The 11,728-nt window shown below is 47.4% G+C and carries 11 protein-coding genes; 7 read left to right on the top strand and 4 right to left on the bottom strand.

Annotated elements, in window-relative coordinates:
• Positions 1-81 precede the first annotated feature (81 nt).
• Positions 82-1,152: an NADH:flavin oxidoreductase/NADH oxidase gene (locus tag B5D42_RS15710; RefSeq protein ID WP_078832482.1), complete on the top strand. Its 1,071-nt coding sequence runs from the start codon at positions 82-84 to the stop codon at positions 1,150-1,152.
• A gap of 36 nt (positions 1,153-1,188) precedes the next feature.
• Here B5D42_RS15710 and B5D42_RS15705 read toward each other — a convergent pair whose 3' ends face one another.
• Together B5D42_RS15705 and B5D42_RS15700 are read right to left on the bottom strand one after the other, a co-directional pair.
• Positions 1,189-1,779, bottom strand: coding sequence for a DUF4142 domain-containing protein (locus B5D42_RS15705; RefSeq protein WP_078832481.1), 591 nt, complete (start codon positions 1,777-1,779; stop codon positions 1,189-1,191).
• Between the two features lie 150 nt (positions 1,780-1,929).
• Positions 1,930-2,346 carry a nucleoside-diphosphate kinase gene (locus B5D42_RS15700; protein ID WP_078832480.1) on the bottom strand — a complete coding sequence of 139 codons (417 nt, stop codon included), beginning with the start codon at positions 2,344-2,346 and terminating at the stop codon, positions 1,930-1,932.
• 143 nt (positions 2,347-2,489) lie between these two features.
• Here B5D42_RS15700 and B5D42_RS15695 point away from each other — a divergent pair, with 143 nt between their 5' ends.
• Positions 2,490-3,497 (top strand): DHH family phosphoesterase, encoded by a 1,008-nt coding sequence (locus tag B5D42_RS15695; RefSeq protein ID WP_078832479.1) that lies wholly within the window; start codon positions 2,490-2,492, stop codon positions 3,495-3,497.
• 5 nt (positions 3,498-3,502) lie between these two features.
• A complete protein-coding gene (locus tag B5D42_RS15690; RefSeq protein WP_078832478.1) occupies positions 3,503-4,432 on the top strand; it encodes an FKBP-type peptidyl-prolyl cis-trans isomerase in 930 nt (309 codons plus the stop codon).
• 82 nt (positions 4,433-4,514) lie between these two features.
• Here B5D42_RS15690 and folP read toward each other — a convergent pair whose 3' ends face one another.
• Positions 4,515-5,348, bottom strand: coding sequence for a dihydropteroate synthase (gene folP / locus B5D42_RS15685; protein WP_078832477.1), 834 nt, complete (start codon positions 5,346-5,348; stop codon positions 4,515-4,517).
• Between the two features lie 54 nt (positions 5,349-5,402).
• Between folP and B5D42_RS15680 the strand changes: the two genes are divergently transcribed.
• The 4 genes from B5D42_RS15680 to B5D42_RS15665 are packed head-to-tail and all read left to right on the top strand — an operon-like array spanning position 5,403 to position 10,640.
• On the top strand, positions 5,403-5,948 hold the full coding sequence (locus tag B5D42_RS15680; protein WP_078832476.1) for a DUF1599 domain-containing protein: 546 nt from the start codon (positions 5,403-5,405) through the stop codon (positions 5,946-5,948).
• A gap of 4 nt (positions 5,949-5,952) precedes the next feature.
• Entirely contained in the window at positions 5,953-7,110 is a 1,158-nt protein-coding gene (locus B5D42_RS15675; protein WP_078832475.1) for a BT_3928 family protein, read from the top strand.
• A 38-nt stretch (positions 7,111-7,148) separates the two neighbouring features.
• A complete protein-coding gene (locus tag B5D42_RS15670) occupies positions 7,149-8,195 on the top strand; it encodes an ABC transporter permease (RefSeq protein ID WP_078832474.1) in 1,047 nt (348 codons plus the stop codon).
• A 24-nt stretch (positions 8,196-8,219) separates the two neighbouring features.
• Positions 8,220-10,640 (top strand): hypothetical protein, encoded by a 2,421-nt coding sequence (locus B5D42_RS15665; RefSeq protein ID WP_139367199.1) that lies wholly within the window; start codon positions 8,220-8,222, stop codon positions 10,638-10,640.
• Positions 10,641-10,669: 29 nt separating this feature from the next.
• On the opposite strand, the gene B5D42_RS15660 is transcribed toward B5D42_RS15665, so the two are convergent.
• A complete protein-coding gene (locus B5D42_RS15660) occupies positions 10,670-11,329 on the bottom strand; it encodes a response regulator transcription factor (RefSeq protein ID WP_078832472.1) in 660 nt (219 codons plus the stop codon).
• Between the last annotated feature and the right edge of the window lie 399 nt (positions 11,330-11,728).

The raw sequence follows: 11,728 nt of genomic DNA, 5'->3' as shown, positions 1-11,728 counted from the left end.
TCATTATTGAGATTTACGGCGGTCAGAATATATTAACGCCTGTTCGTTTTGTTCGGTCGTATCTTTAGAAAAAGAACCGGAATGAGTAAACTGTTTTCCCCTTTTCAGACCCGGAACAGCGTATTGCGCAACCGTATCGTTGTTTCGCCGATGTGCCAGTACAGCGCCGTGGACGGATTTGCCAATAACTGGCATTTAGTACACCTCGGCAGCCGCGCTGTCGGCGGTGCAGGTGCCATTATACAGGAAGCGACCGCTGTTTCACCCGAAGGGAGAATATCCCCTGAAGACCTTGGTCTCTGGACTGATCTTCATATTGAAAAACTGCAGGAAATCACCACATTCATTAAACAACATGGCGCACTTGCAGGCGTCCAGCTGGCCCATGCCGGGCGGAAAGCCAGTCACAGCGCACCCTGGAAAGGAAATCTCCAGCTTGCGGAAGAACAGGGCGGCTGGCAAACCGTTGCTCCTTCGGCAATTCCGTTTACCAACGCCGAAAAACCACCACACGCGATTGATACAGAACTGGTTAAAACGTATATTAACTATTTTGCTAAAAGTGCGGTTCGTGCCGTGGAAGCAGGTTATGATTTCATTGAGATCCATGCCGCGCACGGGTACCTCATTCACCAGTTCCTGTCTCCGCTTTGTAATACCCGTACCGATCAGTATGGCGGTGATTTTACAAACCGTATCCGGTTCCTGATGGAGATCATCGGTGCTGTAAGGGCTGTAATCCCTTCGGGGATGCCACTCTGGGTCCGCATTTCCGCGAGCGATTGGGCGGAAGGCGGCTGGGATCCCGAACAATCTGTTCAGCTGGCCCTGCTGATGAAAGCAAATGGTGTTGACCTGGTGGATTGTTCCTCCGGTGGAGGCGTTGCCCACCAGCAGATCAAGGCGGAACCCGGTTATCAGGTTCCCTTTGCTGAAAAAATACGCAAAGAAGCAGAGATAGCTACAGGAGCCGTGGGCCTGATCACCACCGCCCGCCAGTGCGAATACATACTCCGGCAGGATAAAGCAGATGTAATACTGCTGGCCAGGGAAATGCTGCACGACCCTTATTTCCCGTTACACGCAGCACACGAACTGGGTGCGGATATGGCCTGGCCGGCTCAATACGAACGGGCCAGGCCCAGGAAATAAAGAAGAAAGGAACAGGTTTTAGCCTGTTCCTTTCTTTTACTTCATTTTATCTTTAATGGCTTTGATCGCATCATAGTGCTTCCGCAGCGTAGGGAGTGTTTTCGCGGCCCAGGCTTTCAGGTCAGGGTCGGCGAGGTTAGCGGCTGCTTTCTCGAAAAGAGAGATATCTTCCTTGTGGTCGTCTACCATCATGTTTACATAGGCTTTGTCGAAGTCAGCACCTTTTTTGGCCATCATATCGTCCATGTGCTTTTTGGTGTCGTCGCTTACAGCCGCAGGTAACGTAATGTTTTTGGATGCGGCCAGGGTTTTAAGTTCTTCGTTGGCTTTGCTGTGATCTGATGCCATCATGGAACCGAAATCTTTCACGCTCTGTGCGGAAGCGTGAGATTCTGCCCAGCGGCCGAGATCTACTTCCATCATACCGCCATTTGCGGCTTTCACTGCAAAGTCTGCGCTTTCCTTATCTACGGTCATTACCGGCGCTGTAGTGGTGTCGGAGCCGGGTGCGGCCGCTTCTTTGTTTGCCTGGTTGGCACTGTCTACACTGTCTTTGTTTTTATCACCGTTATTACAGGCCTGCATTACCAAGCCGCCGGCCAGCAGAATAAATGCTATCTTTTTCATATATGAATGGATTAAATTGAAATATCCATTCACTGCAATTCTCCGGCCAGTGCAGAAAGGGGAAAATATGCAACAGTGATTACGAGCCGGGCCTGAAATGAATAAAGCCGCTGTGAGCGGCTTTATTATAATAAATTGAATGGTCCTGACTTAGAACCTTTCCAGCTTTGAAAAGAAGAAATCTCCTTCTATAACAGCATTCTCATCACTGTCGCTTCCGTGTACCGCGTTCTCTCCGATAGATGCTGCAAAGTTCTTGCGGATAGTTCCTTCTTCAGCCTGCGCAGGGTTGGTTGCCCCGATCAGCTTGCGGAAATCTGCTACTGCGTTCTCTTTTTCGAGGATAGCCGCCACGATCGGGCCGCTGCTCATGAAAGATACCAGTTCTCCGTAGAAAGGACGCTCACGGTGGATGTCGTAAAACTGTCCGGCCTGTTCTTCACTCAGCCTGATCCATTTCATGGCTTTAATGCTGAATCCTGCTTTTACGATCTGGTCTAAAATTGCACCGGTATAACCCTTGGAGGTTGCATCCGGCTTGATCATGGTAAATGTTCTGTTGCTCATAAATATGTATAGGTATAATATAATTTCGGCGCGAAAATAAGCATTACTATGCCTTTTAAAGATAATATATCGTCAATTTTGTTAAACGGCTGTAAATTGTTTTGATAGAATAGACCGGATACTGCAATTTTGCCCACCACTGTATGCAAGCAATAGACCTTTTTTTTCCCAGGCTCACCACCGTATCCAAAGTGGTGATCACCATGCACCAGAAACCTGACGGCGATGCCATGGGCTCGGCACTGGGCTTATATCATTTCCTGCAATCTTTCGGACACGACGTTACCGTTATATCTCCCACCAACTGGGCCAATTTCCTCGACTGGATGCCCGGCATTGAAAAAGTGGTTGATTATGAACGCTGGCGCGACAGGGGTAAAGCCCTTATCAGCGAGGCCGACTGGATCTTTTGCCTTGATTTCAATGTGCTGCACCGTACCAAACATATGGAACAGCCGCTGACGCAGGCCCAATGCACCAAAATCCTCATCGATCATCACGAACAGCCGCAGGCAGAAGCGTTTGCTTATGGCATCAGCGATACTTCCAAAAGTTCTACCTGTGAGATGGTATATGATTTTATCGTGGCTTCAGGGCATGCAGATAAACTCAGTATTGATATAGCGAAGTGTTTATATACAGGTGTAATGACAGATACCGGTTCATTCCGGTTCCCGTCAACCACGGCTTCCGTACATCGTATGGTGGCGCATCTGAAAGACCTCGGACTGGAACATACACCTGTTCACGAAGCGATTTATGATAATTTCCTGGAAACACGCCTGCGCTTCATCGGCTATGCCCTGCTGAACCGCATGGAAGTTTTCTATGAATATAATACGGCGCTGATGTATATTACAAAGGCAGATCTGCAGCGCTTCGATATCAAAACAGGCGATACGGAAGGTCTTGTCAACTATCTCCTTACCATCCGGGGCATCAAACTCGGTGCTATTGTGGTAGACCGCGACGAAGAACGCAAATGGAGCTTCAGAAGCAAAGGGCATTTCGATGTAAATACCTTTGCCCGTACCCATTTCGAAGGCGGCGGACACCATAATGCATCAGGCGGCAGGAGCAGCGACAGCCTGGAAACAACTGCAGCACATTTTAAAGAAGTAATCAAATTATATCAAAATCAACTACAATAACTAAAATGATGAGAACTACCACCACGCTGTTACTGGCGATCGTGCTGCTTGCAGGCTGTAAGCAATATGAAAAAACACCTTCAGGCCTTACGTACAAGATCTCCAAGGGTTCAGGAAAAGAAAAACTGAAGCACGGCCAGATGGTCAGCGCCAATATCGAATACCGTATTTCACCTAAGGATACATTGCTGTTAAGCACTTACGGACATATCCCTATGTATTTCACCGTAGATACATCCCGCAAGGAAAAACACACATTCACCGAGTTCCTGAATGAAATGGCAGCAGGTGATAAAGCAGAGTTCGTGATGAATGTTGATACCATGAAAAAGCTCAACATGCTGGATTATAACGAAATCTTTCACCAGCACGACCTGATCAAGGGTAAGATCGAGATCCTGAAGACTTTCGCAAGCCAGGAAGAAATGAAAGCTGATTATGACAAGCAGATCCTCGCCGAAAACGAGAATGAAAAAGTTGCTGTTAAGAAATATGCAGAGAAAAAAGGGTACAAAACACAGACTACCCGTTCAGGCGTACTGGTAGAGATCCAGAATCCGGGTACCGGTGCCAAAGCCGATTCAGGTATGATGGTTGCTGTGATGTACAAAGGTTTCTTTGAGCTGCCTAACGGTAAGGAAAAAGAGTTCGACAGCAATAACCAGCCTGCAAGCACGCATAAAGAACCTTATCGCTTTGTGATTGGTACCAATGCGGTAATTCCGGGTTGGGACGAAGGCCTGCGCCTCTTCAGCAAAGGCGGCAAAGGACGCCTGATCGTTCCTGCATTCCTGGCTTATGGTCCTAACGGCTCTGCACCAGCCATCCCGCCGCATACCAACCTGGTGTTCGATGTGGAACTCGTGGATGTATCTGTTCCGCCACCGCCGCCGCCTGTAAGTGCGCAACCTGTGCCAGCGCCTGTAAAGCACTAATATTTACACAGAGATTCATTGATAAAAGAAGGCTATCCCATCGGATAGCCTTCTTTGTTTATTATAATTGATAAGGTGCATTTCAGTTTCCCTGTTCTTTCAGTTGTTGCAGCAGAGCGATGGCTTCTTTTGCTTCTTTCGCATCGTGCACACGCAGGATAGAAGCGCCGTTGAGTAAAGCCACTGTATTCAATACGGTGGTTCCGTTCAGTGCTTCGGCGGCAGTAATGCCCAGGGTTTTGTAGATGGTCGATTTTCTTGAAAGCCCGATCAGTAAAGGTTTTCCGAATACACGGAAAGTCTGCAGATGTTCCAGTATCCTGAAATTATGGGCGATGGTTTTACTGAAACCCAACCCCGGATCGAGTATGATGTCTTTTATGCCCGCAGCGGTGCAGGCGGCGATCCGTTCCGTAAAAAAATCGAATACATCCGTTAGTACATCCTGGTAAGCGGGTACATGATGCATCGTTGCAGCATCGCCATGCAGGTGCATACAGATATAGGGAACATTCAATGCGCCTACGGCCGGCAGCATCTGCGGATCGAAACTGCCGCCGCTGATATCGTTAACGATGTCTGCTCCCGTTTCAACAGCTGCCGTAGCCACTTCCGCATAATAAGTATCCACGGAGATCACCGATTCCGGGAAACGGTTGCGGATGGCCGAAATAACAGGCAATACACGTTCCGCTTCAGCAGCTGCCGTGAGGATACTGGCTCCGGGGCGGGTGCTCTGCCCGCCGATATCCAGTATGGCTGCGCCTTCGTTCAGGAGCTGTTCTGCCTGCTGCAGCGCTGTATCGGCGGTAAACCGGCTGCCGCTGTAAAAGGAATCGGGCGTGGTATTGATAATGCCCATTACCAAAGGACTGTTAATTGTCAGCAATCTTCCTTTACAGTTAAGTGTGAACATACTCGCTTATCGTTTATATTGCATTCGCTTCAAAGATATTATCAAAGGACAAGAATGAGCAACACCAATCAGCAATATGACGATGCCATAGGCCAGTGCAGGGATATCTTTATCAAAAAGACCAAAGATTACGGCACTGCATGGCGTGTACTGCGCACTATCTCCGTGGTAGACCAGCTGTTTATCAAAGCCCTTCGTATCCGGACCATACAGGACCTTGGCACGCAGAAAATAGGCGATGATATACCTTCCGAATTCAAAGGCATCATCAATTATGCCGTGATCGGTCTCATACAGCTTGAGCTGGGAGCACCCCGTGTGGATGAACTGCCGGTTGAGCAGGTAGATACACTTTATTACAAATACATCCAGTTTGCCAAAAACACTATGCTGGATAAGAACCACGATTATGGCGAAGCCTGGCGCGAAATGAGCCAGCAGAGCTTTGCAGACCTGATCCTGATGAAACTGATGCGGATCAGGCAGATCCTCGCCAATGATGGCAAAACGCTCATCAGCGAAGGTATCGACGCCAATTATGTAGATATTATCAATTATGCTGTTTTTGCACTGGTGCTGATAGCAGAAGGAAAACACTGATATTATGAAGACATTGCTCACTATTATCCGCTGGTTCGTAGGTCTGCTCTTTATCTTCTCCGGCCTGATCAAAGCCAATGATCCGCTCGGATTGAGCTATAAGATGCAGGAGTTCTTCGAAGTCTGGGGCTGGCATGCACTGAACGATTACACACTGGCACTCTCCATCGGCATGAATGTACTCGAAGTTGTAGCGGGGGTTGCCGTGATCGTTGGCTGGAGAATGAAAGTGGTGAGCTGGTTCCTGCTTGTGCTGATCCTGTTCTTTACGTTCCTGACGGGCTATGCACTTTTATCGGGCAAAATAAAAACCTGCGGCTGTTTTGGTGATTGCCTGCCTTTAACACCGCTGCAGTCGTTCCTGAAAGATATCCTGTTATTATTATTGATCGTATTACTTGTGATCAAGGCCAAATTGATCCGCCCCTCAACAGGCACTTTTGCGTCTGTTTTTCTGCTGGGACTCTGTTTTGCAGCGGTGGCCGGTGCACAGTTCTATGTGCTGAAACACCTGCCGTTTATCGATTGTCTTCCTTATAAGATGGGTAACAATATCCAGGACCAGATGAAAATGCCCGAGGGCGCTATACCGGATAGTGTGGATATGACCTTCCGTTATAAAAAGGATGGAAAAATATTCGAATTCAACCAGGCGCATTTCCCCGAAGATTTTGATTCAACCTATGAATACGTCGATCGCTATGATAAGGTGGTGCGCAAAGGAAACGGCCTGCAGCCCGCTATCATTGATTTTTCCCTGCAGGGAACTGCCGGCGATACCACGGCCGCGGTATTTGCACAGGAGGAAATGTACATACTCCTGCTTGCAAAAGATATGGACCATGCTGCCGGGTGGAAAACAGGCTTTGAACGGGTAGCCGCAAGTGCAGCTGCAAAATCGATACCGGTGATGATCGTTACTGCGGCGCATGATAAGGCGGCAGCACTTTTTCCAACGCATATCATACTATCCTGCGACGCAACGGTGATCAAAACGGCGGCTCGTGTAAATCCTACTTATTTTGTGATGCAGGGCGCAACCATACTCGGCAAATTTGCAGGAAGCGATTACAGCAAGACACTGCAGATGATCGCCGACAGTATTGCAAAACCTGCAGTAACAGACAGTACGGGACAGGTACGTGATACACTTATGAAATAGAACCTTCATCGCTAAAGATTAATACAAAGCTGATCAACATGCTCCGATTCATTTCTAAAAAAATATTATACGGATTTCTTGTACTGGCCGGGGTAGTGGTGATCGTGTTTTTCCTGTTTCAGGGTTTTGGCGATCCGGCGCGCCTGGTGCTGGGGCAGACCGGTGATAAAAAGACCATTGAAAATATCCGCCGGGAACTGGCACTGGATCAGCCCAAATGGAAACAGTTCATGCTTTACCTGAACGATGTGTCACCATTGGCCATTCACTCGAAAAAAGAGATCGAAGACAAACAGCTGAAAGGATTTTTTATCGGCGGGGATACCAAATTCGCGATCAAAATGCCATACCTGCGCAGATCGTACCAGACCAAGAAAAATGTAGGTGAAGTATTACTGGAAGCTTTGCCCGGCACACTTACGCTGGCATTGGCCGCTATGCTGATCGCAACCGTATTCGGAATTCTGCTTGGCATACTGGCCGCCGTGAAGCAGGGCACCTGGATGGATACGGGTTCCATATTCGCCAGTGTATTAGGTATTTCTGCACCATCCTTTTTCATGGGCATTGTACTGGCTTATATTTTTGGTTTCGTACTTACACAGTATACCGGGCTGCATATGACAGGCAGTCTTTTTGATACGGATCCGTTTACAGGAAGATCACTACAGCTGAAGAACCTGGTATTGCCTGCACTTACATTGGGTATCAGGCCGCTGGCGATCATCACACAGTTGACCCGGAGTGCCATGCTGGATGTGATGGACCAGGATTATATCAGAACAGCTTATGCCAAAGGATTACCGGGCAGGCTGGTGATCTTTCGTCACGCGCTGCGTAATGCACTGAATCCGGTGATCACCGCGGTAACAGGATGGTTTGCCGAATTGCTGGCAGGCGCTTTTTTCGTTGAGTATATTTTTGGCTGGAAAGGAATAGGTAAAATAACGGTAGATGCACTCGAAAAACTGGACTTCCCGGTGGTGATGGGCAGTGTACTCGTTACTGCTACTTTTTTTATTGTCGTGAACCTTCTCGCAGACCTGCTATACGGTGTAGTGGATCCGCGTGTGCGTATATCTTAATTGTGAACTGTTAATTGAAAGTGAATGAAAAGAAGTTGTAAAATGCTGCTGATCGTTATACTGCTGGTTTTCGCAGCAGGCAGAACGATGGCACAGCAGCAGCCTGATTCAATGCTTGCTGTTTACCAGGACATGTTCCCGAAAGAAAAGATCCACATTCATTTCGACCGGTCGGTCTACAACAGGGAGGAAACCATCTGGTACAAAGTATACCTGCTGGCCGGTTCCGACCTCCTGATGAGCGGCCTCAGTACCAACATGTACCTGGAATGGTACGATGCTTCGGGAAAAATGATCCGCCAGACCGTAGCGCCGCTTTTCCAGTCAACAGCCAAAGGCTCTTTCGATGTGCCTGCAGATTACAAAGGCAATATGCTGCGTGTAAAAGCCTATACAAGATGGATGCTGAATGATGATTCTGCCTTTATTTATCAGCGCGACATCGCCATCAATAATACCCGTAAAACAACATCGGCCGCAGCACCTGTTTTCAAAACAAAAGTAGAAGCGTTCCCGGAAGGCGGAGCGCTTGTGGAAGGACTTCGTTCGCGCATCGCATTCAAGGCAACGAACCAGTACGGCACACCTGTATTTGTAAAAGCGGTGCTCCTGAACGATAAGAACAAGGTACTGGATACACTGAAAGTAAAGCACGATGGAATGGGCAGCTTTAACCTGCAGCCTAAAGCCGGAGAATCGTATACGATCAGCTGGACGGATCCTTCCGGTGCCAAAGGAACATCGCCGGTACCTGTTGCAAAAAAAGAAGGCGCGGTACTCAGCATTTCCACAACCAATGATAAAGCCATAGTGAACCTGCAGCGTACAGCGAATATCCCCGAAAACATGAAGCAGTTCCACCTGCTGGCACATATGAACCAGCTGGTGTATTATACCGTAGCGATCAACATGACGAATAAGACGGAACAGATCGTACAGCTGCCTATTGAAGAACTTTCAACGGGGATATTACAGTTTACCCTGTTCACTTCAGACTGGCTGCCGGTGGCAGAAAGGATCGCTTTTATCAATAATCACCTGCACGAATTCAACGCCCGCATCACGCCCCAGATAATCGGGCTGGATAAGCGGAGCAGGAATGTGATAGAAGTATTTGTTTCGGATACGCTGGCAACGAATATGTCGATCTCCGTTACGGACGCAGCTATTTCAACACCGGATGAACATACCATCTTCTCGGATTTTTTATTAAGCGATGACATCCGCGGTAAAGTGCATAACCCGGCTTATTATTTTACGAGTGATGCGGATTCTGTTACCGCCAACCTGGACCTGGTGATGATGACCAACGGCTGGCGCAATTTCAACTGGGAGAAACTGCGTAATGCACCGCGTATCCCGCAGTTGCAATATCCGCCCGAAACCGATTACATGCGTTTAACGGGGAAAGTATACGGCCTCAAACCCGGTACCAGTGCCGTGCCACCGCAGCTGAACTTTATACTGGTAGGGAAGGACAGCAGCCGAAATATTGTATTTGCACCGGTAGATAAAAACGGGAATTTCGATCAGAAAGGCGTGTTCTTTTACGATACGGCCAAAGTGTATTACACATTCAACGGTAACAACAAACTGTCGGAAGTAACACAGGTGCAGGTGGAGAACGGTCTTTTACGCCAGGTGATGAAGAATACACAGATTGAAGCGAAGGATCCGAATATTGAAGCCGCAGACAGTCTGCAACGGTTAAAACTCGACGCATATTTTGCAGAGCAGGAAAAACTGCGGAAGCTGCAGGCAGCTGCTACGCTCAGTGAAGTAACTGTAAAAGCAAAGACCAAAACCAAAGCGCAGGAAATGGATGAACGATATACCAGCGGGCTTTTTGCAGGCGGCGATGGTTATTCGTTCGATCTCACGGAAGATAAATTTGCGGTAGGGGCGCAGGATATCTTTTCATACCTGCAGGGTAAAGTAGCAGGGCTTACCATTAATGGTTCGGGCAGTCAGCGTACATTAAGCTGGCGTGGTTCTTCGCCGGATCTTTACCTCAATGAAATGCGTTCCGATGTGGAAATGCTGCAGGGCGTACCCGTGTCGGATATTGCGCTGATCAAAGTATTCAGGCCGCCGTTCTTTGGCTCGGCCGGGAGCGGTGCAGGTGGTGCCATCGCCATTTACCTGAAAAGAGGAGCGGATGGAAGAAAAGCAGATCCCGGCAGCAAAGGCATGGAAAGTACAGTGCTGGGCGGCTATTCTAAGTTCAGGGAGTTCTATAGTCCTTCTTATGAAACACCGCCCGCCAATTTCGAACCCGATGTACGCTCTACGATTTACTGGAACCCTTATATCCTTACCAATAAAAAGAACCCGAGGGTAAAGCTTGAATTCTACAATAACGATATCACTAAAAAATTCAAGGTGGTGGTAGAAGGCATTAATGAAGCCGGCCGGATGATCCGGTATATGAAGATCATTGAGTAAAATAACGGCACCGATATTTTAAAAGGGATCTAATCAATACGATAGATCCCTTTTTTAATGGCATAAATAACAATCCCGGCCGTATTTTTCACCTGCATCTTGTCTTCGATTTTTTTGCGGTATCCCTCAATAGTGCGCGTGCTCAGGAATAATTTATCAGCGATCTCTTTGGTAGTACTCTGCTGGCAGATCAGGTCGATGATGCTCAGTTCCGTTTCACTGAAAACACAGTTGTCTTCATGTGCGCTGCCCGGAAAGTTTCCGTGTTTCACAACCTGTGTAAGAATATTGGCGATCTCGGAAGTATAATAAGGAACGTTCTGTATAACGGAATTGATGGCATTGACGATATCGTTCTTTGCGCAGTTCTTGGTAACATAACCGATAGCGCCTGCATGTATCATATCGAGCACATATTGACGGTCTGTGAACCAGGAAAGTGCGATGATGGCCGTATGCGGGTATTTCTGCCTGATGATGCGGGCGGCTTCTATGCCGTTCATGCTCGGCATGATGATATCGAGAAGGATCACATCGGGTTTTTTATCCCTGACAAGGTCAACAGCATCTTTGCCGGTGCCAGCTTCCCCGGTTATGACAATATAACCAGCTTTCTTCACAACACTTTTAACCCCTTCCCTGAATACCTGATGATCATCAGCTATTACAATATGTATATTTTTTGTCATAACCAATCATTAAATGAGGATCAGGCCAGAGTACCATCGAACAAAAATGATGTTATGCCGATCACGGGTGATTAAACCGGTAACGTTAATAAAATTAACATATTAAGTTTTTCATTTGATACGTAGTTCTACGGTTTTTATACCGCAGATAATCGCAGAAGAATCAAATAAACATGGTATGGAATTGTTCTGAATATGTTGCAAATCAATATGCTGCATGATTTAAAAATAAAATCCAGGCGATGCGTAAAAACCGCAAAAGCGGGTGCTTCTAAAATTCAGTAGATAGCCTCTTTTCTGCTATATATAGCATTTATAAATTTGTTAAAGCAATTCAATCAACCTTGTCGATACTTACCCCTACATCTCACATCCACTATCCTGTTCACTGTTTTGACT

Source organism: Sediminibacterium ginsengisoli, assembly GCF_900167075.1.
Classification (GTDB): domain Bacteria; phylum Bacteroidota; class Bacteroidia; order Chitinophagales; family Chitinophagaceae; genus Sediminibacterium; species Sediminibacterium ginsengisoli.
This window is presented reverse-complemented; position numbering and strand designations above follow the sequence as displayed.

Coding starts and splice junctions, on each gene's coding strand:
- B5D42_RS15680 (WP_078832476.1), top strand. CDS start 5,403: ATGAGCAACACCAATCAGCAATATGACGATGCCATAGGCCAGTGCAGG.
- B5D42_RS15690 (WP_078832478.1), top strand. CDS start 3,503: ATGATGAGAACTACCACCACGCTGTTACTGGCGATCGTGCTGCTTGCA.
- B5D42_RS15710 (WP_078832482.1), top strand. CDS start 82: ATGAGTAAACTGTTTTCCCCTTTTCAGACCCGGAACAGCGTATTGCGC.
- folP (WP_078832477.1), bottom strand. CDS start 5,348: ATGTTCACACTTAACTGTAAAGGAAGATTGCTGACAATTAACAGTCCT.
- B5D42_RS15670 (WP_078832474.1), top strand. CDS start 7,149: ATGCTCCGATTCATTTCTAAAAAAATATTATACGGATTTCTTGTACTG.
- B5D42_RS15665 (WP_139367199.1), top strand. CDS start 8,220: ATGAAAAGAAGTTGTAAAATGCTGCTGATCGTTATACTGCTGGTTTTC.
- B5D42_RS15695 (WP_078832479.1), top strand. CDS start 2,490: ATGCAAGCAATAGACCTTTTTTTTCCCAGGCTCACCACCGTATCCAAA.
- B5D42_RS15700 (WP_078832480.1), bottom strand. CDS start 2,346: ATGAGCAACAGAACATTTACCATGATCAAGCCGGATGCAACCTCCAAG.
- B5D42_RS15660 (WP_078832472.1), bottom strand. CDS start 11,329: ATGACAAAAAATATACATATTGTAATAGCTGATGATCATCAGGTATTC.
- B5D42_RS15675 (WP_078832475.1), top strand. CDS start 5,953: ATGAAGACATTGCTCACTATTATCCGCTGGTTCGTAGGTCTGCTCTTT.
- B5D42_RS15705 (WP_078832481.1), bottom strand. CDS start 1,779: ATGAAAAAGATAGCATTTATTCTGCTGGCCGGCGGCTTGGTAATGCAG.